Origin of the sequence: Anaerotignum sp. MB30-C6 (assembly GCF_030908465.1) — a bacterium.
GTDB lineage: Bacteria > Bacillota > Clostridia > Lachnospirales > Anaerotignaceae > Chakrabartyella.
Genome location: NZ_CP133078.1, coordinates 417,241 through 443,225, shown reverse-complemented (window position 1 = coordinate 443,225; position 25,985 = coordinate 417,241). Strand labels below are relative to the sequence as shown.

At 40.0% G+C, this 25,985-nt stretch carries 21 protein-coding genes; all 21 read right to left on the bottom strand.

Annotation, left to right across the window (positions count from 1 at the left end):
• Positions 1-157 precede the first annotated feature (157 nt).
• Complete coding sequence (locus RBQ60_RS02085; RefSeq protein ID WP_307884950.1) at positions 158-286, bottom strand: zinc ribbon domain-containing protein; 129 nt, start codon at positions 284-286, stop codon at positions 158-160.
• A gap of 240 nt (positions 287-526) precedes the next feature.
• Complete coding sequence (locus tag RBQ60_RS02080) at positions 527-1,243, bottom strand: hypothetical protein (RefSeq protein WP_307884949.1); 717 nt, start codon at positions 1,241-1,243, stop codon at positions 527-529.
• Between the two features lie 21 nt (positions 1,244-1,264).
• Complete coding sequence (locus tag RBQ60_RS02075; RefSeq protein ID WP_307884948.1) at positions 1,265-2,230, bottom strand: MBL fold metallo-hydrolase; 966 nt, start codon at positions 2,228-2,230, stop codon at positions 1,265-1,267.
• A 428-nt stretch (positions 2,231-2,658) separates the two neighbouring features.
• Positions 2,659-4,470: a translation elongation factor 4 gene (gene lepA, locus RBQ60_RS02070; protein WP_307884947.1), complete on the bottom strand. Its 1,812-nt coding sequence runs from the start codon at positions 4,468-4,470 to the stop codon at positions 2,659-2,661.
• 206 nt (positions 4,471-4,676) lie between these two features.
• Positions 4,677-4,874 (bottom strand): hypothetical protein, encoded by a 198-nt coding sequence (locus RBQ60_RS02065; RefSeq protein ID WP_307884946.1) that lies wholly within the window; start codon positions 4,872-4,874, stop codon positions 4,677-4,679.
• Between the two features lie 403 nt (positions 4,875-5,277).
• On the bottom strand, positions 5,278-6,729 hold the full coding sequence (locus RBQ60_RS02060) for a TrkH family potassium uptake protein (protein ID WP_307884945.1): 1,452 nt from the start codon (positions 6,727-6,729) through the stop codon (positions 5,278-5,280).
• Positions 6,730-6,743: 14 nt separating this feature from the next.
• The gene (gene trkA, locus RBQ60_RS02055; RefSeq protein WP_307884944.1) at positions 6,744-8,102 is read right to left on the bottom strand and encodes a Trk system potassium transporter TrkA; all 1,359 of its coding nucleotides are present in this window, start codon (positions 8,100-8,102) and stop codon (positions 6,744-6,746) included.
• A gap of 286 nt (positions 8,103-8,388) precedes the next feature.
• Entirely contained in the window at positions 8,389-8,847 is a 459-nt protein-coding gene (tnpA, locus tag RBQ60_RS02050) for an IS200/IS605 family transposase (protein WP_307884943.1), read from the bottom strand.
• A 286-nt stretch (positions 8,848-9,133) separates the two neighbouring features.
• The gene (gene gdhA / locus RBQ60_RS02045) at positions 9,134-10,480 is read right to left on the bottom strand and encodes an NADP-specific glutamate dehydrogenase (protein WP_307884942.1); all 1,347 of its coding nucleotides are present in this window, start codon (positions 10,478-10,480) and stop codon (positions 9,134-9,136) included.
• Between the two features lie 495 nt (positions 10,481-10,975).
• A complete protein-coding gene (gene mreB / locus RBQ60_RS02040) occupies positions 10,976-12,019 on the bottom strand; it encodes a rod shape-determining protein MreB (protein WP_307884941.1) in 1,044 nt (347 codons plus the stop codon).
• A gap of 109 nt (positions 12,020-12,128) precedes the next feature.
• The gene (locus RBQ60_RS02035) at positions 12,129-13,322 is read right to left on the bottom strand and encodes a S41 family peptidase (protein WP_307884940.1); all 1,194 of its coding nucleotides are present in this window, start codon (positions 13,320-13,322) and stop codon (positions 12,129-12,131) included.
• A gap of 179 nt (positions 13,323-13,501) precedes the next feature.
• A complete protein-coding gene (gene ftsX / locus RBQ60_RS02030) occupies positions 13,502-14,401 on the bottom strand; it encodes a permease-like cell division protein FtsX (RefSeq protein ID WP_307884939.1) in 900 nt (299 codons plus the stop codon).
• Positions 14,391-15,074 carry a cell division ATP-binding protein FtsE gene (ftsE, locus tag RBQ60_RS02025; RefSeq protein WP_307884938.1) on the bottom strand — a complete coding sequence of 228 codons (684 nt, stop codon included), beginning with the start codon at positions 15,072-15,074 and terminating at the stop codon, positions 14,391-14,393. The genes ftsX and ftsE overlap by 11 nt, the downstream gene beginning before the upstream one ends.
• 363 nt (positions 15,075-15,437) lie before the next feature.
• Complete coding sequence (locus RBQ60_RS02020; RefSeq protein ID WP_307884937.1) at positions 15,438-16,529, bottom strand: PucR family transcriptional regulator; 1,092 nt, start codon at positions 16,527-16,529, stop codon at positions 15,438-15,440.
• Between the two features lie 301 nt (positions 16,530-16,830).
• Complete coding sequence (locus tag RBQ60_RS02015) at positions 16,831-17,685, bottom strand: YitT family protein (RefSeq protein ID WP_307884936.1); 855 nt, start codon at positions 17,683-17,685, stop codon at positions 16,831-16,833.
• 4 nt (positions 17,686-17,689) lie between these two features.
• On the bottom strand, positions 17,690-18,421 hold the full coding sequence (locus RBQ60_RS02010) for a WecB/TagA/CpsF family glycosyltransferase (protein ID WP_307884935.1): 732 nt from the start codon (positions 18,419-18,421) through the stop codon (positions 17,690-17,692).
• Positions 18,418-20,661 (bottom strand): polysaccharide pyruvyl transferase CsaB, encoded by a 2,244-nt coding sequence (gene csaB, locus RBQ60_RS02005; RefSeq protein WP_307884934.1) that lies wholly within the window; start codon positions 20,659-20,661, stop codon positions 18,418-18,420. The genes RBQ60_RS02010 and csaB overlap by 4 nt, the downstream gene beginning before the upstream one ends.
• 14 nt (positions 20,662-20,675) lie before the next feature.
• Positions 20,676-21,152, bottom strand: a complete 477-nt coding sequence (locus tag RBQ60_RS02000; protein ID WP_307884933.1) for a DUF4330 family protein — start codon at positions 21,150-21,152, stop codon at positions 20,676-20,678.
• 2 nt (positions 21,153-21,154) lie between these two features.
• Positions 21,155-21,640, bottom strand: a complete 486-nt coding sequence (locus tag RBQ60_RS01995) for a DUF4330 domain-containing protein (protein ID WP_307884932.1) — start codon at positions 21,638-21,640, stop codon at positions 21,155-21,157.
• Positions 21,637-22,749, bottom strand: coding sequence for a glycosyltransferase (locus RBQ60_RS01990; protein ID WP_307884931.1), 1,113 nt, complete (start codon positions 22,747-22,749; stop codon positions 21,637-21,639). Before RBQ60_RS01990 ends, RBQ60_RS01995 begins: the two co-directional genes overlap by 4 nt.
• Positions 22,731-25,871, bottom strand: a complete 3,141-nt coding sequence (gene murJ, locus RBQ60_RS01985) for a murein biosynthesis integral membrane protein MurJ (protein ID WP_307884930.1) — start codon at positions 25,869-25,871, stop codon at positions 22,731-22,733. Before murJ ends, RBQ60_RS01990 begins: the two co-directional genes overlap by 19 nt.
• Between the last annotated feature and the right edge of the window lie 114 nt (positions 25,872-25,985).

The window sequence follows — 25,985 nt, the reverse complement described above, 5'->3', positions numbered from 1 at the left end:
ATGAAAAAGACTGATTTCTTTCCTTCTCGAATTATGATGCAAAATCTTCAGGGGGTAAGCCCTAATGTAGTTAGCATAAAAGCCAAACAAATAAAAATCAGCCCACGAGTAATTGTAAAATAGAAAAATCCCACCGCAAATAACAAATATGCATCTGCTAAGAAATTAACTCCTCAGAAGGCAACACCCTGGTTTTTACTTCTTGCCCTTTCAACTTTACACCGCAATTGGAGCAAAAATTCGCTCTTTCATCATAAATCTCCCCACACTCCCTGCAGTTTCCCATACTCCTATCCTCCTAAAACAGATACTATCTCAATCCATTTACCCCATAACACAGCAAAAAAACAGAGGCTTCATTACAATTAAGCAACACCACCTCTGTTTTATTCAAATTACTCTTCTTCCCAGTTACATTTAGAATAAATTCTCATACTCATACGCATTATGCAGATATGTCCTCTCGGAAGTTTTTAAATGCATCCCATAAACGTAGATTAAAGGATTATGCCTGAACAGTCCTCCATCACCCCCACCGAATGGGTTTTTCCTCACCAATCAGCAGGATATCATTGTGCACTGCCCGTAACTGAGGAGTAATCAACTGATCTACATGCATATGTCCAAAATACCATTTTTTAAGCCTTGGTGCACTTGAGATGATTTCATACCATTCATCCAAAAATTCTGGTAGATGATAATCCACATCAATGCGTTTTGGCCTAGTGATATGGGATCTGGCAAATAAGGGCGACTCATGGGTAATGACATAATCGATTACATCAGCATGTTGGATAAGCTGTTTTTTGCCGTATTCTATTTCTTCCGCCGTAGGCTCTTCCTCTTTCCACCAGCTTACACCTTCTTCTCTTCTGTCTTTGTCAACAGAACGGGCTCCGCCGAATGTAAGGATGTTGTTTCCATAAATAGAATATACTTGGCCTCTCATCAAATGGTATACTCGCTCGCCAATACGATGTACATTGCCACCATTCCATTGGCTGACCTCAAAACTATTCAACAGCACATGATTCTCATGATTCCCGTCAATAAAAGTGATTATCCCAGGGAAAATTTGCTGTAAGCTTTGCACATTATAATGATAATCGTCATTCCAAACATAGCCTGCGTCTCCGGCGACGATTAAAATATCTGTATCCCTCAGTTCAACTTTTTCTGCCAGTGCAAACAACGGAACAAATGTCCCGTGTTTATCTCCTGTTATAAAAATTCTTCTTGTCATACTTTCCCCCCAATCTACACCTTATTTTTTGTAGTAGTAAACCCCATTCTTTTCTTCCCTAGAAATACTGCCCGAAAAATATAGGTACTGCAGATGGGAAATTGCCTCTCCTGTGGCAAACCATTTTTGTGGTGCCGGGAAGTCATCCCAATCCTTACAATCTATCTCCCAAGTCATGTCCCTAGCAACCATATACGCCGTTTTCCATTCATCACCCAAAATCTGAACGACTTCCGCCAGTCTTTCTTCGTGATGCCCAATCAGTTCCTTGATACGCCCATACATATCCTCTATGGGGGTGCCGTGGGAGGTCAATAATAACTTCACATCTAACTTTTCTACTTTCTTCAGGCTGTTCAGGTAATCCTGCAAAGGATTCTCGCAACTCAACTCTATACAAATATTCGGTGTGATCGTACCTAATATATGATCCCCGCCAAACATGATCTTCTTTTTCCTATCATACAGACACATATGCCCCGGTGTATGCCCTGGTGTAGCAACAACCTCCAGCTCATAACCGCCATAGTATAACACTTGGCCTTCTTCCACGTAAGTGAAATCAACTCTTCCCTCATGGCAGTATTTTCTACCAGGATGGATATCGGTATTTCTGCCGAATGCTGCTTTTGGAAATCCATATTTAATAAATAAGTCATCCAGCATTCTCCAGTAAAGATTCCCTGCTTCAAAGTTTATCAATTCGCCATCTGTTTCCCCAGCAAAAATAGTGCTTTTTTCCGTTGCAAATTTTGTTACAAGCCCACAGTGGTCTGAATGCAAATGTGTGATGAATAAGTCTGTGGACTCGATACCAAGTTCTGTAAAAGCACTCTTTAATGCCTCTTCACACTCCGGTCTATTGAAGCCTGTATCAATCAAAAGATTTTTCTCCCCCGTTATGATATAGGCATTGATTTCCCGCAGTGGGTTATTTGGTAACGGTACTGCTTTTTTGTATATATTCTCTGCTACTTTTGTTAACATATGAATGTCCTCCTAAATTCTTATAATTTCCTTTTCTCATCTCTACTGTTTCTATATGATACTATGAACGTCGCAAAAGGAAGGGCGGCGCAGCCTACATTTTATTTTGAAATGCATGGCATAATCATTGCGCATAAAAGCCAATCATAGCCCCCTATGACAATAGGGCATAGAACTGTGACCCTTAGGTGCAAATGTGATTTCGCATATTATACCATAACCCCACAGAAGTGTCAGCAACAGCTTTCGCATAATTAAATGAAACTTATTTTTGTTCGGTAAGAAAATTATTTCAAATCTATCTATTTGTTGTCAAACAACCTTTCCCTTTTAAGAGTAAATAAAAAAGGCAGCGAAATTTTTCTTCTAACACTGCCTAAATTACTCTTTTTTCTATATTATACCGGCCATCTTGCCAACCCTATTGTTTATTCTTCCTCCAGCTTTAAAACACTCATAAATGCCTGCTGAGGTACTTCTACACTACCGATTTGGCGCATACGTTTTTTACCTTCTTTTTGCTTATCCAAAAGCTTTTTCTTACGAGAAATATCACCACCGTAGCACTTAGCCAAAACGTCCTTACGCAGGGCGCTAATGGTCTCTCTTGCAACAATCTTGCTGCCGATTGCTGCTTGAATGGGAATTTCAAATTGGTGTCTTGGAATTTCCTTCTTAAGCTTTTCGCACATCTTTCTGCCTCTTTCCGCTGCAGAGTCTTTATGCACGATAAAGGAAAGGGCATCCACCGTTTCTCTATTTACCAAAATATCAAGCTTCACCAAATCACTTTCTTTGTATCCAATTAAGGAATAGTCAAAGGAAGCATAACCACGGCTTCTGGACTTTAAAACATCAAAGAAATCATAAATAATTTCATTGAGGGGCATTTCGTAGGTTAACATGGCTCTATTTGCATCCAAATACTCCATACCAATATATTCCCCTCGTCTTTGCTGACACAGCTCCATAACCGCACCGATATAGTCCTTAGGAAGCATAATTTCTGCCTTTACAATAGGCTCTTCCATCTTGCTAATACGTGCAGGGTCAGGCATATTGCTTGGGTTTGATAAGTCAAAACTTGTATCGTCCGTAAGGTATACCTTATAGATAACACTGGGGGCAGTTGTTACCAAATCCAGATTATATTCTCTCTCCAGTCTTTCCTGAATGATTTCCAAATGAAGCAAACCAAGGAAACCACAACGGAAACCAAAACCTAACGCAACAGATGTTTCAGGTTCAAAATTTAATGCCGCATCATTTAGCTGCAATTTTTCCAAAGCATCTCTTAAATCAGGGTATTTCGCCCCATCCACAGGGAACACACCGCAATATACCATTGGGTTTACCTTTTTATACCCAGGTAATACTTCCTTCGTAGGGTTTAAAGCGTCAGTAACTGTATCACCCACTCGGGTATCTGTAACATTTTTGATACTAGCCGTAAAGTAGCCTACCATTCCCGCTTTCAACTCATCCGTTGGAATAAAACGACCTGGTCCAAAAATACCAACTTCAACTACATCGAACTCTTTGCCCGTTGCCATCATTCGAACCTTGCTGCCCTTGCGAATAGAACCGTCGAATACACGCATTAAAACAATAACGCCACGGTATTGATCATATACAGAGTCAAACACCAAAGCCTTTAAAGGGGCTTCAGGGTTACCGTTTGGTGCAGGAATATCTGTAATCACACGTTCCAAAACATCTTCGATGTTAATACCGTTTTTTGCAGAAATTTCAGGGGCATCCAGTGCTGGAATCCCAATGATATCTTCAATCTCCTGCTTGGCCCATGCTGGGTTTGCACTAGGCAAATCAATTTTATTAATTACAGGCAATATTTCCAAGTTATTATCTAATGCTAGGTAAACATTTGCCAATGTCTGGGCCTCAATCCCTTGGGCGGCATCTACAATTAAAATAGCACCTTCACAAGCCGCTAAGCTTCTAGAAACTTCATAGTTAAAGTCAACGTGCCCTGGAGTATCAATCAAGTTAAATTCATACTCAATCCCATCGTTGGCACGATAAACAAGACGCACCGCCTGTGATTTAATGGTGATGCCTCTTTCTCTTTCTAAATCCATATTATCCAAAACCTGCGCCTGCATTTCTCGATCAGTGAGCAAGCCTGTTTTCTGAATCAACCTGTCCGCCAATGTGGATTTACCGTGGTCAATATGGGCCACGATACAAAAATTTCGGATATTCTTTTGTCTGTCGGACATGAATTCCCCTCCTAAAATCTATATTTGCTTGCGGAGAATTTCGTCTAGGTAAGAAATATACTTTTTAAGCCATTCATTCTTGATTACCTTAGCAAAATGGCCAACTGTTCTCCACTAAAATCCTACCGATTATATCATAAAAAAGCCTACGAAGTCAAAGAAATTCGGGTGTTTACGATTTTATTTCTTTTCTATCTGAATGAAAATTACTTGTTGTCTTCCTTTTTTCTTTTCTCTTTTTGAACAACCATCACCCAACCAACGGCGCAAAGAATCCCCAATATCCAAAATAACCATGATGCATGCTTTATAACCGCACCTAATACAATAAAAATAATTACGCCAATCTGAAAAACAAATTCAATTTTCCTAGGTGTTTCCTTTTTTTCTTCAGGGCCTTGCATGAACATCTTCCTTTCATTTTAATATTCCACACACCTTGACCATCAGTATATCATAAACCATAGAAAACAGCCATGGCAGCATGTTCTTCCTGAAATTTCGGCGTTCTTTATATTTTCTATAGAGATTCTTAAAGTTCCTTAAGCGTCACTTAAGGTTCCATTCATAAATTGTACATATTTTTATTGTACACTTTAGAAGAAGTCAAAAGGACGCCCCCTTTTACTTCCGCCCGTGGCTTCATCCCCGAACTGCCACGGGCCCCCTTCCAATAAGGTACAGGGCGAAATAAAAAATTAAGATGATAACTACAATTTATTTGATAACATAACTATAGTACCCTCTCCCCTTAATTAAGAAAAAACAGCCTAACGGGCTGTTTTTTCTTTTGGTTAATATTCTTGATCACATATAACTTCTTCGCCATATAGATGGTGATAACAACATAATAATCGGGAAAATTTCCAGTCTTCCTAATAACATATCAACGCATAATACCAACTTAGAAAAATCGGAAAAGAAGCTGTAATTTTCAATTGGACCAACCATACTCAATCCTGGGCCTACGTTCCCCAAACAGGTCAGAACAGAACTCAATGAGGTTGTAAAGTCGTAATTATCCAAGGAAACTAAGATGAAGGATCCACATACTAAGAACAAATATACAATAATAAACCCTGATACACCACGGATAACACCTTCATCCACCTTATGTCCGTCTAATTTAATGATATTAACGGATCTGGGGTGAATAATATGGCGAATCTCTCTCTCTGCCATTTTGAGCAAAATGATTAAACGGGAAATTTTAATACCGCCACCCGTGGATCCCCCACACGCACCAATAATGGTTAAGATAATAAGCATTGTTTTTGATAACTCAGGCCAGACTTCGTAGTTTGCCGTAGCAAAACCCGTTGTACTAATGATGGATAAAACCTGAAAAGCCGCATGGCGAAAAGCACTCTCAAAAGAGGGATAAAGGCTTAAAATATTTGCTGTAATAATCCCGATTGCCCCTAAAATAATTACTAAGTAATATCGCAATTCTTCGTTTTTAAATACATTCTTCACGTCTTTGATTAACAGCAAATAGTATAAATTAAAATTCACACTAAATAAGAACATAAATATGGTAATTACATATTCAAAATAGGGACTTTCATAGGCTGCAATACTGGTATTTTTAATGGCAAAGCCACCTGTGCCTGCTGTGGAAAATGCGTTTACGATACTATCGAATAAAGGCATTCCTCCTAAAAACAGCAAGAAAATTTCCAACAGGGTTAGAAAAACATATATGCCATATAAAAGCTTTGCCGTAGACTTAACCTTAGGCACCAGCTTGCTGACTACAGGCCCCGGGGCTTCCGCCCGCATTAAGTGCATGGATCGCTCATCCACAGTGGGCATGATTGCCAGCATAAACACCAGAATACCCATACCGCCAATCCAGTGGGTAAAACTCCGCCAAAATAAAATACTTCTAGGTAAGCTTTCAATTTCCTTTAGTATGGATGCACCCGTGGTGGTAAACCCTGAAACTGTTTCAAAAAAGCAGTTCACAGCCCCTTTGATTGCACCACTAAAATAAAAGGGCATTGCCCCAAAAAAGGACATGATGATCCACGCTAAGGCTACAATGACAAAGCCTTCTCGCCCGTAGATCTTTTTATCCTTAGGCTCAGCCTTTGCTAAAACCGTACCAATGATCATTGTTGCAAAAATGGTAAATATAAAAGCAAATAGGGCATCTCTCTCCCCAAAATATACAGCAAGCAGGGCACAAGCCGTTAAAAACAAGCCCTCAACCCGCAAAATATTGCCTAGAATATAGGCCATCATATGATAGTTCATGATTATTCTCCGTTTTACTTTTGAATTTCATTTAAGTCCGTCAGGTGTTTTTTTGTGGTAACAACAACAACATTATCACCCTTCTCAATCATATCGCATCCATTTGGAATAATAATTTTTGAACCTCGAATAATTGCAGCAATTATAAGACCGTCCCTTCTTTTCAGGTTCTTCAGGGGGATTCCCACAATGGAGGACTCCTCCACCACCTTAAACTCAACAGCTTCCACCTGATCATTAATCATTGTATGTAAGGCCTCTACATTATTACTTCCCATAGAGTTTTTGATGGCACGAACATAGCGTACTATATTTTGGGCAGCGATGGTTTTGGGGGAAATAAAGCTATCAATGTTTAAGTTGTCCAAAATTTCATGGAAAGAAATCTTGTTGATTTTAGCCACAACCTTAGACACCTTTTTCTCCTTGGCATATAAGCCTACAATAATATTTTCTTCATCCATCCCAGTCAAGGTTACAAATGCATCTGTTTTTTCCAAACCTTCTTCATGAAGCAATTCTTTATCTGTACCATCTCCATGGATGATAATAGCTTCAGGAAGCATCTCACAAAGATATTCGCAACGCTTTAAGTCTTTTTCAATAATTTTCACCTTAACATGAACATGACTTAACTCTTTTGCCAGGTAGTATGCAATTCTTCCACCACCAATAATCATGACAGACTTTACACCACTGCGAAAAATCCCAATGGTACGGAAAAAATTTGCAATCTCAACATGGGATGCGGTAATATTAATTTTATCTCCAGATTTCAACACAAAGTCTCCGCTGGGAATAAAAACCTCATCCTCTCGCTGTACTGCACAAATGAGTATCTTCACCTGAAATTCCTTATAAATCGCCCAAAGAGGCATGCTATCTAAGGGGCTGTTCTCAGGAATCCTAAGCTCAACCATCTCCACCCGCCCACGGGCAAATGGTTCAATTTTAATTGCAGAGGGGAAGCGAAGTAACCTAGAAATTTCTGTTGCTGCTGCAAACTCTGGGTTTACCGCCATACTCAGGCCCAGTTCATCCTTTATCATATTCATTTGTGCGAAGTACTCAGGATTACGTACACGAGCAATCGTATTCTTAGCACCAAGTTTTTTCCCTAATAAACAACAAATCATGTTCACTTCATCCGCAGAAGTTGCGGCAATTAAAACATCGGCATTCTGCACCCCGGCTTCCTTCAAAACAGATACCGTGGCACCATTTCCTTCAATACAAAAAATATCCATGGTATTGCCCGAATGGGCCAATGCCGCAGGGTTATTGTCTATTACGATTACATCATGTCCTTCAATGGAGAGTTGATTGGCAATTGTGCTGCCTACCTTGCCATCCCCTATTATTACGATCTTCAACTTACTTCCTCCTTGATGCCTGACTACTCTGGTCGTTAATTGTGCACATCCAATGCATTATCATCCCATAGTAACATTTCCCCACCTCAAATACAAGGGGCTTTCCCCTAATTCCAGCCCCTCTATTTTCACTATCCATAGAAAATCAAAACCACGCGTTAAACGCGTGGTTTGCACTAGCCCTAGAAGGGCTTTTTACTGGCACAGCGTCTTAAGATGCATTGAATATTCCGCCAACCGCATTACTATTTCGTGGAGCCGCTAAAGCGGCTTTCTTTTATCCCTTTTAATTCTTGTCACCCGTAAACGGGTCAATATATTCCTTTAATGATATTTGATCTGCTATTATGTCTTCCTGTAGTTGATTTTTTATATAGTCCTTTATTACTCGTTCATTTCGACCTACTGTGTCTACATAATACCCCCTACACCAAAAGTGGCGATTTCCATACTTATATTTCAGATTTGCATGTCTATCAAATATCATTAACGCCCTCTTTCCTTTTAAGAAACCTATAAACTGTGCAACACTTAAACTTGGTGATATCTCAACTAGCATATGTATATGGTCTTTACATGCTTGTGCCTCAACTATCTCAACTTCTTTTTGTTCACATAGTTTTCTTATAATTTCTATATCAGCTTTTATCTTTCCATAAATCGCTAACCTTCTATACTTAGGTGCAAATACAACATGATATTTACATCTCAACTTTGAATGTGATAAACTCTTTATGTCAGTCATGACAAAAAACCTCCTTTGATTTTTTAGCGGTTGGGGAACCACTTTAATCTTATCAAAGGAGGTTTACTACTGCTATAAGCATTTCACTCCACCAGCAGAGCTGGTGGTTTATTGGAGCTTAAGCACCAACAAAAAACACCCCCGCGAAATTGCAGGGGTGTAATCTATCAGGAATCAACCTTATTTTTTCATCTACTTCATCCGTTTAACCCTTAATTAAACTTGATTTTTGTAAATAAATCCTTTGAGATGGTACCTTGACATCTCAAAAATGTACTTGAAAATATTATACTAAGCCCTGAGCCATCATAGCTGCAGCCACTTTCTTGAAACCAGCGATGTTTGCGCCAGCAACCAAGTCATAGCCCAAGCCATATTCTTCTGCTGCTTCTACGGATACAGCATGGATATTCTTCATGATGCCTTTTAACTTTTCATCTACTTCTTCAGCTTCCCAGCCATATCTCATGGAGTTCTGTGCCATTTCCAATGCGGAAGTAGCAACGCCACCAGCGTTAACAGCCTTGGAAGGACCAACAACTAAGCCCTTGCTCTGAATGAATGACAAAGCTTCGTTTGTTGTAGGCATGTTTGCAACTTCGATGTAGTATTTTGTACCATTATCGATGATTTTCTGAGCTTCATCCATGTTGATTTCATTCTGTGTAGCACAAGGCATACAGATATCAACTTTTACTTCCCAAGGTTTTGTCTTAGGAACAAATTTACAACCAAACTTATCAGCATAATCCTCTGCACGGTCACGGCCGGAAAGTCTCATTTCTACTAAGTAGTCAATCTTTTCCTGAGTCACAACACCATCGGGATCATATACATAACCATCAGGACCGGAGATTGTAACAACTTTACCGCCCAGTTCAGCTACTTTCTGGCAAACGCCCCAAGCAACGTTACCGAAACCGGAGATAGCTACTGTCTTGCCTTCCATTGTATCGCCCAAGTGAGTCAATACTTCGTTTACATAGTATGTTGCACCAAAGCCTGTAGCTTCAGGTCTAATTAAAGAACCACCGTATTCCAAGCCTTTGCCTGTAAGTACGCCGTTTTCCCAAACGCCTTTGATTCTCTTGTACTGTCCGTATAAGTAACCAATTTCTCTACCGCCAACACCGATGTCACCAGCAGGTACGTCTACGTCAGGACCAATGTGTCTATAAAGTTCTGTCATGAATGCCTGGCAGAATCTCATGATTTCCATGTCGCTCTTACCTCTAGGATCGAAGTCGGAACCACCTTTACCACCACCGATAGGCAAACCTGTCAAGCTGTTTTTGAAAATCTGTTCAAAACCAAGGAACTTGATAATGCCCATATATACGGAAGGATGGAAACGAAGACCGCCCTTGTAAGGTCCAATCGCACTGTTATACTGCACTCTGAAACCACGGTTAACCTGAACTTTGCCAGCGTCATCAACCCATGTTACTCTAAAAGAAATAGATCTTTCAGGCTCAACCATTCTTTCCAACAATCCTAATTTTTCATATTCAGGATGTGCTTCTACTACCTTTTCAATAGAATGGAAAACTTCTTCTATTGTCTGGATGAATTCGGGCTCACCAGCATTGCGTTTTTTAACCTGTTCGATTACACTTGCCATATAAGCGTTCATAACTCATTGCCTCCTACATTTTGTCTATTCTTTCACTCTGTTTTAACACAAACACCCTTGAGGAAATACCGCGCCTTTGAGGCATCTTTCCCAAAAACATTGATGATTTTATCATTTCTTTGAACAATAAGATAATAATCACCCTGTTTACGATGCTATTATAACACAATTTTTGCTCTTGTGTAGTATTTTTTTGAAGTTTTTGCTTTATTTTTACACAAATTTTTTCTTCAAAAATTATGCAAAAAAACGTTTAATATTTATTTCAATACAATCCAACCATCGCCCATTAATTTGTTACAAAAAAACAATAGTTTATTATACCCCATTTTAGCATATTTCATAATAAAATTAACTTCCACTTTTTCACACTTTTTCATCACTGTGCTAAAGCTTTCTTTTGTATGATAAGAGACAATGCTCTTATTTTCTTCCTGTTAGCAATTCTACAAAAAAATGCAATTATAAGAATACCGTCTTATAATTGCATCCTCTTTACTTTTTAGAGAAAAATCCTATCTTTTCCTTCCTTTCATCCCCGGTGTTGTCCGCCATATATTCAATATAACGACCTGTACCTATGGCTACACAACTAACGGCATCTTCCGCCACCATTGCATTAATCCCTGTCTTGCTTTGAATTAATTTATCCAATCCGTATATCAAACTTCCGCCGCCTGTCATAACAATGCCACGCTCATAAATATCCGCAGCCAACTCAGGAGGTGTGCGTTCCAACACACTATGCACCGCATCTGAAATCGCTAAGGCTGACTCCTGTAAAGCCTCCAACATCTCATCGGAAGAAACTGTAATGTTTTTGGGCAAACCTGTAATTAAGTTACGTCCCCTCACATCCATACTTACCGGCATAGAGCGGTCATACACAGTGCCAATTTCAATTTTCAATTCTTCTGCAGTACGTTCACCGATTAATACATTGTGCTTCTTTCTCATATAACGAATGATAGCTTCATCAAAATTATCCCCTGCAATTTTTAGGGAATGGCTTACAACTGCACCGCCTAATGAAATTACAGCAACATCCGTTGTACCACCACCAATATCCACCACCATGCTTCCGCAGGCTCTTGATATATCAATACCCGAACCAATTGCCGCCGCAATGGGCTCTTCTATGATATGAACACGTCTCGCACCAGCTTGCCTTGTCGCATCCTCAACGGCACGCTTTTCTACTTCCGTTACACTGCTGGGTACGCATACAGCAATGGTTGGTTTCACAAAAGACCGCTTGCCGAGGGCTTTTTCAATGAAATATTGTAACATCTTTTCTGTTACATCATAATTTGAAATAACCCCTTCTCTTAGTGGACGGATGGCAACAATATTTCCAGGTGTTCTACCCAGCATTCTCCTTGCTTCTTCCCCCACAGCCATAATGCTATTGGAATCTTTATCAATGGCAACCACAGAAGGTTCCCGAATTACGATTCCTTGCCCTTTAATGTAAACCAAAACACTGGCGGTACCTAAGTCTATCCCTATATTTTCGCCAAAACTCATAAAATTGAACATCGTGACGCTCCTTTGTCTTTCAATAATCCCCATTTTTCTTACAGTATACTGGAAACCAACAGTTCTGAAAAGGTGTTTTTGCAAAAATCATCTGAAATCTACCTTTTCCCTAAATTTTTTCATTTAAAATACGAATTCCTTCATTTAATTGTGTATCGTCAGCCACAGGAACCTCATCTCCCACAACGTATTCTTTGGGTAGTTCAACAACAATATCCGGTGTAATCCCCGTTCCGTGAATAGAGGTTCCCTTTGGTGTAAAGTACTTTTGAATTGTAATATTTAAGCCAGAGCCATCAGGTAGCGTAAATAGCCGCTGCACTAAGCCTTTTCCAAAGGTTTTTGCACCAACTAACGTAGCAGCCCCCGTGTCTTTTGCCGCACCCGCAAAAATTTCTGATGCGCTGGCACTGTTCTCATTTACTAAAACAACCATAGGAATATCTAGGTATTTATCATCACAGACCAGTTCCTCCCGCTTCCCTTCTTTATCCTCAGTATAAACCATCAGTCCTTCTGGTAGCAATTCATCCCCAATACGATAAACAGCCCGTACCAGACCTCCCGGGTTGTTTCTTAAATCAACAACCAAACCTTTCATTCCGTGAGACTGTAAATCCTTCAAAGCCTCCATAAATTGGTCATAGGTATTTTCTTTGAACCCAGTAATTTGAATATAGCCTTTTTCATCATCCAACATCTTGCTGTTTACACTTTTCATAACAACATCTTCCCGTTTGATTTGAAAGGTATGTGTCTTACCATCACTGGGACGGAACACTTTAACCTCCACAGAAGTTCCGATTGGCCCTCGCATTTTTTCTGCAACTTCATTCAAGGCAAAACTGGAAACGTCCACACCATCTACCCCTTTAATGATATCGCCCTCAAGAATACCCGAGCGTTGTGCAGGGTAACCATCCATTAAAGAATAAACGGTAACTTCCCCGTCCTCCGTCTGATAAACCTTTACGCCAATGCCCTGAAAATGCCCGTTGTTATTTTGCAGATATTGTTCTAAATTATCCGCCGTCATGTAATATGTATATCTGTCGCCTACTCCAGCTACCATTCCCCCATATATGCTCTCTTTTACCATGTCGCCGTCGTATTCATCCACATAATATCTATCTAAAAAGTCTTCTATCAAATTTGTTTTTGCTGCCTTTGACATTTCCATGTCAAAAGGCAAATACTGCCATGGTATCCACTGCTGAATGAGGGAAGTCCTCCAAACCAATGCAACAACCACTACAAGGGCTAACGCAGACCCAAAACCTTTCCAAAATTCTTTTTTCTCCAATTTGCTCGCCTCGTTTTCTTACGACTTTCTTTATCCTATGAATTGCAAATGAAAATCATACCCTAACACTTTTAGCAAAAAACCATCCCGCCTCGTCCTTTCTTTGGAAGTTGCCTTTGCAAGTGCCACAGCCCTACCTTCCCAAAAAAGCCCCTCCGACAGGATGGTTTATCATTTTTTTATACGCGCAAATGTTTACGAATGGAGGTTATACTACCAATTATCCCCAAAATAATACCAAAGCCCAGAGCTACAGGGAATAAAACAATATAAACATCTCCCATAAGCTTAAATTGAATCATCTTTATTACGGGAATATAGTTATATAGCGAACTCACAATTTTTGCATAAATTGGCATTCCAATCAATAGAGGAATCACCGCTCCAACCATACCAATAATTACACCCTCAATGATAAATGGCCAACGAATAAACCAGTCTGTGGCACCCACGTACTTCATAATATTAATCTCTACTCTTCTGTTTACCACTGAAATTCGAATGGTATTCATAATAATCATGATAGAAATAATACCCAATATTAACATAACTAAAACACTGGCAATATTAAATACCTTGTTGGCTTTCATAATCAGTTCTGTTTCCGTCTGCCCATGGCGTATATTATCTATGCCGTCAATCCCCTTTAAGGCCCCTAAAACACCACTTTGGCTTTCAATCTTATCCAAAGTAATTTGGAAGGAGTGGGATAGAGGGTTATTGGTATCATCCAGCCCTTCAAAAATATCTTCTTCCGCACCCCAGTCGTCCTTTAAAGCACCCAATGCGTCATTGGGTGAAATATACTGAACATCTATCACATGGTCAATACCCTTAATTTTACTTTTCATATCTTCAATTTCCTGACTGGTTGGATCACCACTAATAAAAACGGAAATACCAATGGAGTCCTCCATTTGCTGCAATATATGTTGCAAGTTAGACGCAACACAGTAAGAAAAGGACACAATAGAGATACAAGCCATAACTGCCATAATAGATGCCATTGTCATCAGCAGATTCTTCTTTAAACCGCTAAGGCCTTCTCTTAAATAATATTTAATTGTACTAGGCCTCATCGCTATAACCACCTTTTTTGTCTCTAACAATATTTCCTTGCTTTAATGTAACAACTCTTTTTTGCATATCATCAACAATGTCTCTTGCATGCGTCGCCATTACAATGGTTGTTCCACGTTTATTAATATCATCCAATAACTGCATAATCCCCCAAGCCGTTTCAGGGTCAAGGTTACCTGTAGGCTCATCACAAATTAAAATAGGTGGATTGTTCACAATGGCCCTTGCCAAGGCCGTTCTCTGTTGTTCCCCACCGGAAAGCTGGTTCGGATAACTACGCCCCTTCTTCCCCAGACCTACTAAAGCCAAAACAGCCGGTACATTTCTACGGATAATACGATTAGGCGCTTCAATTACCCGCATTGCAAATGCAACGTTTTCATAAACTGTTTTATTCGGCAGCAAACGGAAATCCTGAAATACAACACCCAAGTTTCGGCGAAGGTAGGGAATTTGGTTCCTACTTAATTCGTTGGTTTTCACACGATTGATGGTTATATCCCCAGATGTGGGGTCTAATTCTTTTAATAGCAGCTTGATTAGCGTAGATTTCCCTGAACCACTGGAACCTACAATAAATACAAACTCTCCCTTTTCAATATGAAGATTCAAGTTCTCCACACCTCGGGAGCCGTTTGGATATGTTTTCGTTACGTTATTGAGCCAAATCATTAACGTATCTTCCTTTCTTCCTAAATTTTAAAAAAGTGTGAACTATATATTCATATTTCGCCCTTTTTCCTTATAAAGCACCATAAAAGTATAGCATAAAACACAGACCTGAACAAGTATAAACCGTTATAGGGCTCCTAGCAAATTATTAAAAATTTGTTAAGAAGAGGGTATCCTTTCCAGTTTTGTAAGTCAATATAATTCACCTTCTTACTCTTATTTTAGAAATGAAAAAATATAATCCATTCACAATCCTTGTTTTCATAACAAAAAAACAGGTATTCCCCGGGGCATAGCTCCCCCGAAAACACCTGCTTTTCTAATCATTCTTTTTAAATCTGCAATGCAACGGAACAATATCCATTAGTAAGACATCTTGTCCATGTAAATCATATATTTACTTACCATCAAAGTAATTTTGAAGATAATGGCATCATCGAAGTTTCTCAAATCCAAACCAGTCATCTTCTGCAACTTGTCCAGTCTGTAAACCAATGTATTTCTGTGGATATACAGCTGACGGCTTGTTTCAGAAACATTCAAGTTGTTTTCGAAAAATTTATTTACTGTTGCCAAGGTTTCATCATCAAAATCGTCCATTGTTAAGCCATGGAGAACTTCTTTAATAAACATACGGCAAAGGGGCAAAGGCAACTGGTAAATCAAGCGGCCAATTCCCAACTTTTCGTAATTCACAATAAATTTTTCAGTCTCAAAAATCTTACCTACTTCCAATGCCATCTTTGCTTCTTTATAGGATCGAGAAACATCCTTTAAATCGCTCACAATGGTGCCGCTGGAAATATAAACACGGCTATTGGTTTCTGCATTTAAGGTCTCTTCAATGCTCTTAGCAAAACGGTCTATATCATCGGATGACTCTTTATCTTTTAACTCTTTTACCAAAATAATGCTATGCTCATCTACTGCTGTAACAAAATCCTTTGTTTTCGCAGGGAAAATACTTCTTACAATCTCAACAACATTCATTTCCTTATCGATATTTGTTTCAATCAAATATACGATACGGTGAACGTTATTTTCGATATGTAGCTTTTTCGCTCTGCTATAAATGTCTACCAAGAGCAAGTTGTCAAGCAACAGATTCTTAATAAAGTTATCCTTATCATATCTTTCTTTATAAGCAACAAGTAAACTTTGAATCTGGAAAGCGGCAATTTTACCGATTTGGTAGCCTGCCTCATCCTCACCCTTAACCTGAATGACATATTCAGGTACGCCATTGTCATAGATTTTGAAATACTGGTATCCCAAAATCAACTGACTTTCCGCAGGGGAACTAATAAAGTTCTCTACTGCGTCAATTTGTCGGCCAATCATGTTTTCTTCCGTTGTGGCGATTACTTTACCTTCTTTTTCGACAACACTTAATTCCTTGCGTGTGATGTTCTTTAATCCGTCAATTGTGCTTTGCAAAATCTGATTGGAAATCATTCGCTCTCACCTCAAACTAGTATTTTTGCCTCTTTATCCTAAATCAGTCAACTGTACAAAGAACCTAGCAGACTGTTAAATATGACTAAAAGATAACTCTTTGTCTGTTGATAAAATAGCCTAATCTTATTTTATAACAAAATCACAAAAAAATAAAGGGATTTTGCAAAAAAAACATACAAAATCTCTTTAAAATTGAATAATTCATAAAAATCATTCGTTTTTTTTATTTAAACTGTCCCAAAGCCCACTCTCTTTGTATATTTTTCGATACAAACACCTATAAAAACCATGGTCTTTTCTACTTTATCGTTACACCCTCACCTAAAACTTCCCGAATATCTGTAACCAATAAAATCGCATTCTTGTCAATATTCATGATAATACTTTTCGCCCCTTGGATCTCTTTTTGAGAAAAAATACAAAAGAGGATCTCTTTTTTGGGTTCACCAAGGGTTCCTTTTCCGCTAAAAGCAGCCACTTCCCTTTCCAACCTTAGGTTTAAAGCCTCTCCAATCTCCCTAGCTTTATGTGAAATAACAATAGCACCTCTGACAACATCGCCGCCTTCTAAAACCCACTTCATACATCTTTCGGAAATAAAAACAGAAAGTATGGCATATAGGCCGTTTATACCACCAAACATAATCATACCCGATAAAATGATAACGGCATCCATAATGAATATTTTTTTCGGCAAGGAGGGCCTAGACCAAAATTTTTGCAGCAGATAAGCCGCTAAATCCACACCACCTGTGGTTGCCCCGCATCGTAAAACCAAACCAAGGCCAATACCTACCAATACCCCACCATACACGGAGGATAACGTTAAGTCACCTGTATAAAACGTAACACCTTGGGCTAAAAAAAGCATAAGGGAAAACAAAAGAGAGGTCATAATTGTTCTACCAACAAATCGACCTCCCTGCATCTTCAAAGCCGCTAGAAAAAGAGGAAAGTTTAAAGCCACATTCACCAACCAAAGGGGTGTTGGAAAGCCAAACCGGGCGGAAGTAAAGGCATTGAGCATAATGCCAATACCCGTTACACCACCTGCAACCAAATGAGCTGGTTCCAAAAAGCACTGAAACCCCAACGCCATTGCACCCGTTCCAAAAATTCTTAAAATCAAATCCTCTATTTTCTTGCCATTCATATTATTATCTCCGCTTCCTCGTTTTCAGGACTGTGAAAGCAAATATCGGTAACCGCATCATTCTGCGCCATCTTGCGGGCTGCGTAATCAAACGGTAGAACCATTCCAAGCCAAACTTTTGATAAAACTTCGGCGCACGTTTTACATGCCCCGCCATTACATCAAAACTACCTCCAACACCAATGGAAACCTTTGCTCCAAACAAGCGCATATTTTCATAAATCCATTTTTCCTGTTTTGGCGCTCCCAGTCCTACTAACAGTATGGACGGAGATAGCTTTTTTATGTCATGAATAATCTTTTTTTCCTCTTCGGAATCAAAATATCCGTTGTGTATCCCAACAATTTTTAGCCCAGGGTACTGTTTCATCATTTTTCTTGCCGCCTCTGTCGCAATCCCTGGTGCCCCGCCGAAGAAGTAAAAGGTCTTCTCAGTTCCTGCCAACTCGGCAAACAGACTTTGGGTCAAGTCGTAGCCAGCAACCCGCTCCTTTAAACGAATGGAGCTGTATTTCGACGCCCAAACCACGCCAACGCCATCAGGTACTACCATATCCGCTTCTCGTAAAATGGACATCAGTTCTTTGTCCTTCTGGGCTTCCATGACAATCTCTGGGTTTGGTGTACATATAAAATGTTGTCCCTCTGTATTCAAAAGTATTTTTACCCTTAATACTGCTTCTTTCATGGTTACTGCATCAAAGGGTACATTTAACACTTGTGTAATTTTCCTCATTTTTTCCGCCCTCTTCCATGCCGTAAAAGCTTTGCCAAATATTTTTCGTTGTGGTGTGCCTTTTCTTCCAACAAAGCCTCTTTTTCACATAAAATATCAATATATTTTCCCCTATCATGGATAATATCGTCAACCATTTCCAATGTTTTACCCATGTCAAAATCTTTTAACCTTCCGCCGCTAGGCATTTCTAACTTTTCCAAGTAATACTCAATCTTAGGATCATAAATAAACCCAATGAGGGGCACCTTTTGCCGTGCCGCAAATATCAAGGTATGCAGACGCATACTTAAAATAAAGTCAGCTAAGCTGATCACCCCCATCACTTCATAGGGTGAATAGTTGTTTCGTAAAATAAAAGCATTTTGCTTCATTTTCTTGCGAACTTTTTCGCTCACAGTAATATCATTGGGCATCTGCATAGATAAAAATATAATGGTTCTATCATTTTTCTCAACAATGGTATCACATAACTTAGCAAAACGATCGATAAAGCGATCCATTTCTCTCCAATTTCGTACAGAAACCACAACCAACGGCTTATCCAAAGGGATTCCTTCCCCCTCCAAAAGTTGTCTTGCATGCTCTTTTGGTACGCTCTCCATGGTAAATACAGGGTCAGCAGTTACAAAGCACTTCTTCCCATTCACCCCCATAGAAAGTAATTCCTCGTAAGAATTTTCTTCCCTCAGTGTAATTAAATCTGCACGATTAACTACCTGTTTAACCAAACGTCTATTTCTTTTTCCCGATACTGGGCCAATACCATTGGCATATAGCATTACTTTCTTGCCCATTAACTTTGCCGCAATGGTAATGGAAAGATAATACATTAAAGACCGGGTGCTGGTACTATCTTGCAATAAAGAACCCCCACCACTTAAAAGCACATCACAGCCTTTGATAGCTCGCAATACATCCCAAAAACCAAAACGATATACTGCTTCAATTCCATATTTCTCCCTCGTACCCGATGGGTTGTTGGACAGAACGGTAATATGGTAATTATCTCCCATTTCCTGAATGTTTTTATGCATGGAAATCATAATGGCTTCATCACCCGTGTTGTTAAAGCCATAATAACCGCTCATCACAACATGATACTGGGGGGTGTGCATCTCTTTCCAGGCGATATCATAAGCACTGACGCAATCCTGTGCCATTTTAGATACAGAGTAGTATTGGAAAATAACTTCCCTACCATAAGCCCCTGCCTGCTTTCGCTGTTCCTTTGTCATCTGGGTGAAGGCAAAAACCACGTCTTGATAAAGCTGTTTTTCCGTAGAAAGTTCGCAGCCACGGCAACAGAAGTTGTTTTCCTGGGCAAGCTCCAGCTTGTCACGACCAAAAATGCCGATATAACCTTCGTTCCCCGCCACAATGGTTGTTTTCTCCGCAGCCATAGCTTCCAGTGCCGCACGGCTAACCCCTACAAAAACGTCAGATACCGCTACCAATTCATTGATATCTGTTCTAGCACCTGTCATGGTGATACATTTCTTACCAATTTGTTTATTCGCTTCTTTGCTTTTTTCCAAAAGATCATCGAAAACATCACCACCACCAACAACAATCATTCTTAATCCAGGAATCGCTTTTTCAAGAGAAGGTGCCAGTGCAATCAACTGTTTTGCTACCAAAGCACGGCTCTCATCCATACGGCTCACATAAACCAAAGTTGGTTCATCCTCTTTCAAGCCAAACTCTTTGCGAATTTTACTGCCATCCGTTGATGGGGAAAATTTGTCTGTATCAATACCGTTAATGGTAACAAATATATCCTCGTTACGCACACGATAGTTCTCAATCAAATATCTACGTATGTCCTCACTTACAGCAACAACCTTTTGGCCCCAATTTGTAAGGTACTTTAAGCCCATGCCCGTATAAAAAACCCAATGGGCAGAGGTTACGAATGTAAACTTCTCTTTCTTACGCAACATCCCGCAAATGAATCCAGGAATTCTTGCGTGGGAATGCACAATATCAACCTTTTCTTTGCGAATAATGTTCTTCAGCAAAAAATAGGACTTTATCATTTTTAATATATTTCGCTGATTCATGGGAACCTTGTAGTGCTTAATCCCAACCTCTTCTAACTCTTTTTCGTAAACGCCCCCGTTAGATGCTACGACAATATCAAATCCTTGTTTTTTTAATTCTTTGGAAAGCTCCACCACATGGGTTTCCGCTCCCCCAATTTCCAAGCCCATTAAGGCCATTAAAATTTTATACTTCATATCCATCCCGCCTGTCACATTTCAATATTTGTAACTTTGATTACTGGTTTCGCATACTTAGTAAAAGCGTTCGTTTCAGAGTTAACCTTCAACTCAACAACGCCATCCACAAAATACCCATCCTCTTTTTCAATCACAGAACCTTCGATTGTCATTGTAACTCTGTAATAGTCAGGATACTGAGCCTGTACCATTCCCCCTGCGCCATCTGGCAAATTATGAAACAAAGGTTCATATGCAACGGTTTTAATTTCACCGATACAAATTCCTGTTTTTTCGTCGAAAATTAAATCACCTTCATGCAACGCCTCTACCGTTGCCATTCTCACCTTATCCACAAAAGCGGTATAGGTGGTCTTTATTGCCGCCTCGTCTACCCCGGAGGATTCCACACGATTTACGACCCCCACCTTTACGATAGCCAAAACAACCACCGCTACTAACGTCAGTAAAATCAGTATATCTACCACATTCGGTCTTCTCTTGGCCATCCTTACTCACCATCCCTTACTTCAACAACAATACCCTTAAAGGCGTATCCTTTGCCTTTTACATTTAACTCCAAACCAACCTTTACCGTAGTACCCTCTACAGTAATATCCTTTTCTGTTTCTGTTCCATTTCCTTCAATTGTCAATAACATATCGCTATAGCCTTCTACCGGTAATTTTTGATATTCACCGATTTCTTTGCTAAAAATAATCTCGTTATAAGGTTCAGAACTCACCTCTTTCACAACGCCTAAATAGTCGGAGGTAGAGCTGTTAAACACCTTTTCTCCAGCAATGGGAACATCCACTGTTTCATTCAAAACCTCTCGTCCTTGAACTACGTAGGTATATGTTTTCATTGCCGTCGTACCTTCTTGTCCACCGCCAACAAAGAGTTTAAAACCAATAAAACCCGCCACAATTACCATTAGTATTAGAATGATATCCACAATATTGAATATCCCAAATAGTTTCCTGTTCTTCATCATTTTCTTTCCTCCAAATAGAGCCGCTCAATCTTTGACGTCATTTTCTGGGCACTAAAATGCTCCCTTGCCCAAGCTTTCGCATTCAAAGCCAACCTTAGGTATTTATCCTCATCGGCCAAAACTTCAATCATCCGTTCAGCCAATCCTTTCCAGTCGCCCACAGGAACCAAGTACCCATTTTCTCCGTGGCGGATGACTTCATTTACACCACCACTGTCCGTACCAATGGCAGGAATGCCCGCACTCATCGATTCAATCACTGACAGACAAAGGGCTTCTTGTTTTGAAGTAATTATGTTTAAGTCCAACGCCGACTCTAATTTCTCCACATCCTTTACAAACCCAGTAAAGATTACATGATCAAAAATGCCCAACGCTGTTGCCCTATCTTCTAAAGAACCTCTTAGGCTACCATCACCAATAATGTAAAAGTCTATATCCTCTCGGTGCTTTAAAACTTCTTGAGCGGCATTTAAAAAGGTTTTATGGTCTTTGACTTCTTCTAACCTAGCAACAATACCCACGGCTTTTCTCAATGGGTCACCGCCGTAGGACAAAAGAATTTCATTTCTTTCTTCTGTCGAAATGGGTTCAATCCCATTTATTCCATTATAAATGGTAACAATCTGCTGGGGATTCGTTCCTCCCGCTATCATACTGTGTTTTACTGCCTTACTGACAGCAATTATGTTGTGGCTATATCGCTTATTCACCATTCTTCTGGCAATTTTTTTCACCAAGGAGCCTGGTGCAGACTCCATACAATGCTTGGTATTAATAATTTTTTTTACTTTTGCTTTCTTCGCCGCCATCCTTGCGGTAAGGCTGGCATGGGTATGAACGATATCTGGCTTCTCCTCTTTAAATAGATGATAAAGAGCTTCCTTTGCTTTTTTATCAAAGGATTTGTCCTCCATATCCTTCATGGGAATGACCGCAACATCCAGTGCAGTCACCGCCGGATATAATGCACTGTCACTGGGCAGAACTACCCATACATCAAAACACTCCCTGTTGTGGTGTTCCAAATAATTCAAAAGCCATCTTCCTGCACCGCCAATATTACGGTCCGTCAGAACGTGAAACACCTTCATTTTTCTCTCTGCCACTGCTTTTCACCCACTCTCACGCTTGCCATACCAATGCCCATAAAACACCAGAATAGCAGCATAATACTATAATCAAACCAAATATGGTCTGTCATTCCTTGTAACAATAAACCTGCAAAGCCCCCGAAAAATGCTGCCAAAAGCATATGGAAGCGTTTTGGAACCTTTTTCATGCATGAATATAACTTCTGGAAAAAGAAAATAAACAGTAATATTAATATACCAAAACCCAAAAATCCCAATTCAATGAGTTCTTGAAGGAATAGGTTATGCACATGATATGCGTTGGCCGCCTCATAGGAAAACAGAGGATAAACCTGATTGAAGGAATCCACCCCAATTCCCGTTGCCCAATAGTGCTTCACCATATCAAATCCTGCCTCATAAATAGATAAGCGGTACTGGGAGGAGGAATCGCTCATGGTTATGGAACTAGCCAATCTCGCCCAAAGCTCCTGAGGCAACACGAAAGGCATGGCCATCAACCCCGCAATCCCTACAGGTATCAACCTGCGTTCTGCAAAAAGCACAAACAAACCAGCGGAGAACATTAATCCCAGCATGGCACCACGGGAGTTGGTTGCTAAAAGCCCAAGACAAACAACACCAAAGCACCCTAAATAGAAAATTCTTCCTAGCCAGTTACGTACTTTCCAAAGCATCCCTGCCGTTAATGAGCCAATGAGTATCAAATACTCTCCCAAAACATTGGGGTTGTTGAAGGTTGCATAGGCACGGGTACGAATATTAAAGCTTTCCGCATCTACCCAAGCCGCATCCATCTCAACGCCCACCACATACTGATACACTGCGTAAAGAGCAATCAAAACGCCCGTACTTACCAATACAAATAATACAAAGTCCAACTTTTCCTCGGTGTCAATACAATCTTTGGCAACAAAGAACATAGACATAAATAACAGGAATATTGCCAAAACCTGCAAGGCTCTCGGGAAGTTATAACTGGTAAAACTTCCGTAAATGAGGCAAATTCCAAAAAGCCCTAAAAAGATACTGACTAAGCTTGTCTTTTGCACTCGTATTCGCCCCATAAAAAGGTTAATGGCATAAATCCCTAATGTTCCAAGGCAAAGCAACGCCAGAAGCATGGTGGGTAAAATAGGAATGGCAAAAACAATGGCACATAAACACAGAATCACAAAATTCTGATTAAATATCCGAAGGAAAAAGCTTTCTGCCATTACCATTGCAAGGGCATTATTCTTTCCTCTTACTGCTTTTCCCGACAGTATCGTCAGCCTACGCCAAGTCCTTGGTATGATACCATGCCATGTTCCTAAATACGCATCCCAATTCCCACGGAAAAAGCCTAGTATGCCGCTTTCCCAAAAAGCCTGTCCCACACTGTGGCAAACCCTACGGTAACAAGCATAAGTAAAACTTTCCGTCCAAATACGAATTATTGTCATAATGATTTTTTCCAAAACCCGAAAACAGAAGCTATCTTCTATTATCAAAGAGATTCCATGAAACATACGTGTATATCCTCTCTGCTTTCTTCCTCGTTTTACTGTCTGACCGCCTTCAGAATTTACGGCACCTCTGCCTTTTAACTTCTGTACAAAGGCAAATGCCATTCGGCTTTCTTCAATGCCTAGAAGGAGTGTCAAAACCATGTAGGCAACAACACCTAGCCCCGTAGGAATACCCAACACAAGGATGCGTCCCAAAAGGCCTGTTCCCACTTTCGGTTCTAGGAAGCGGAAACTTCCCCATACTAAAAACAGCATAACTCCTGCACTCACTGCCATCTTGCCAAAGCTGATGACCAGTTTTTTATCAATAATCTCAGGGTAACGCTTTATTGCTGGTACCAAAAGAACCAGGGCCGATACCAAAGAAGAAACTGCCGCAGCCAAAGCCAAACCACCTAGGCCCATGGGCTCAAGCAACAACCTACATAATATAGCATTGGTAATTACCGAAACAACACCAGAATAAAATGGCGTCTTTCCATCCTGATTGGCATAAAATGCTCTACTTAAAATTGTCTGTACACCGTAACCCATCACACCAAGGGAGAAAAAGAAGAGAGCAGTTGATGTCAAAATGGTTGCATCCGTCCCAAAATCTCCTCGTTCATAAATGAGTGCCACCAAAGGACGGCTTAATGCCATCATTCCCCCCATCATAGGAATGAGCAAAAACATCATAGACCGCAACGTAACTTTCACTGTACTTCCAAACTCTGCCCTGTCCTTCTCACCAGAAATGCGGGAAAGCCTTGGAAAGATTAAATTGGCAATTGCCAAAACGAAAACGCCGACGATAATGGTATACAAATTATTGGCATACTCAAGGGCACTTACCCCCTGCTTCCCATCGTAGAGCTGAGAGGCAAATCGGCAGTTAATCATAAAGTTAATGGGCTGTACCCAGGTGCTAATCATAACAGGTAGCATTAACTTTCCGACCTTTTTTAAGCCCTCATCCCGAAAACGAAAATCCGGCCTGTACCAATAACCATTCTTTTGTAATGACGGAATCTGAATAAAAGCTTGCATAGACCACCCAATCAAAAAGGCTGCCGTTAAGCCGTAAATACCAAATTTGTCATTGAAAAAAACAAAATAAACGATAATAATCGCATTGGATGCAACGCTAATTGCCGCAGGAATATTAAACTCATCTAACGACTGTAAAATCCCTACAAAAGAAAATGCTATTGCTGTAAATAAAATCGTTGGAAACAGCATACGGGAAAGGGACGCACTCAACATTGCCGTTTCGGCATCAAATCCAACTGCGAACAACCATACAAATTGTTCCGCAAAGACCATGCCAAAAACCATCATGATTAGGGTCACCGTAGAGATAAGGGTAATAAATCGATTTGCCAGAGAAAAAGCTTCATCCTTTCCTCTTTTTTGCAAATATTCGTTAAAAATCGGGATAAAACTTGCTGAAATGGCTGATGCAAAAACTGCATCGAAAAAAGTCCTGGGAATTCGGCTGGCAATCAAAAATGCCGAGGCTTCCATTCCTAAGCCGTAATTTGCGGCAAGAAATTGTTCACGAACCAAACCGAGAACTTTCCCTACCAATGTAATAATCATCATAAAACTGACAGCCTTCACTGCCTGGTTGCCCTTTTGTGACATAATTGTTCTCCTGTCAAATAAACTTCCTTTCGGAAAGACATTTCTTTAGCACACACAAGATGGGTAGAGACTCGTCCCCACCCATCTAATATTACCTTATTTTGTCCAATTTTA

Bases quoted from the DNA above. Each gene is read 5' to 3' on its own strand.
- RBQ60_RS02065 (WP_307884946.1), bottom strand. From the start codon at position 4,874: ATGCAAGGCCCTGAAGAAAAAAAGGAAACACCTAGGAAAATTGAATTT.
- murJ (WP_307884930.1), bottom strand. From the start codon at position 25,871: ATGTCACAAAAGGGCAACCAGGCAGTGAAGGCTGTCAGTTTTATGATG.
- RBQ60_RS02075 (WP_307884948.1), bottom strand. From the start codon at position 2,230: ATGTTAACAAAAGTAGCAGAGAATATATACAAAAAAGCAGTACCGTTA.
- gdhA (WP_307884942.1), bottom strand. From the start codon at position 10,480: ATGAACGCTTATATGGCAAGTGTAATCGAACAGGTTAAAAAACGCAAT.
- mreB (WP_307884941.1), bottom strand. From the start codon at position 12,019: ATGTTCAATTTTATGAGTTTTGGCGAAAATATAGGGATAGACTTAGGT.
- lepA (WP_307884947.1), bottom strand. From the start codon at position 4,470: ATGTCCGACAGACAAAAGAATATCCGAAATTTTTGTATCGTGGCCCAT.
- RBQ60_RS02010 (WP_307884935.1), bottom strand. From the start codon at position 18,421: ATGAGGAAAATTACACAAGTGTTAAATGTACCCTTTGATGCAGTAACC.
- ftsE (WP_307884938.1), bottom strand. From the start codon at position 15,074: ATGATTTGGCTCAATAACGTAACGAAAACATATCCAAACGGCTCCCGA.
- RBQ60_RS02080 (WP_307884949.1), bottom strand. From the start codon at position 1,243: ATGACAAGAAGAATTTTTATAACAGGAGATAAACACGGGACATTTGTT.
- ftsX (WP_307884939.1), bottom strand. From the start codon at position 14,401: ATGAGGCCTAGTACAATTAAATATTATTTAAGAGAAGGCCTTAGCGGT.
- tnpA (WP_307884943.1), bottom strand. From the start codon at position 8,847: ATGACTGACATAAAGAGTTTATCACATTCAAAGTTGAGATGTAAATAT.
- RBQ60_RS02020 (WP_307884937.1), bottom strand. From the start codon at position 16,529: ATGATTTCCAATCAGATTTTGCAAAGCACAATTGACGGATTAAAGAAC.
- RBQ60_RS01995 (WP_307884932.1), bottom strand. From the start codon at position 21,640: ATGATGAAGAACAGGAAACTATTTGGGATATTCAATATTGTGGATATC.
- csaB (WP_307884934.1), bottom strand. From the start codon at position 20,661: ATGAAGTATAAAATTTTAATGGCCTTAATGGGCTTGGAAATTGGGGGA.
- RBQ60_RS02000 (WP_307884933.1), bottom strand. From the start codon at position 21,152: ATGGCCAAGAGAAGACCGAATGTGGTAGATATACTGATTTTACTGACG.
- RBQ60_RS02060 (WP_307884945.1), bottom strand. From the start codon at position 6,729: ATGAACTATCATATGATGGCCTATATTCTAGGCAATATTTTGCGGGTT.
- RBQ60_RS02015 (WP_307884936.1), bottom strand. From the start codon at position 17,685: ATGAATGGCAAGAAAATAGAGGATTTGATTTTAAGAATTTTTGGAACG.
- RBQ60_RS02085 (WP_307884950.1), bottom strand. From the start codon at position 286: ATGGGAAACTGCAGGGAGTGTGGGGAGATTTATGATGAAAGAGCGAAT.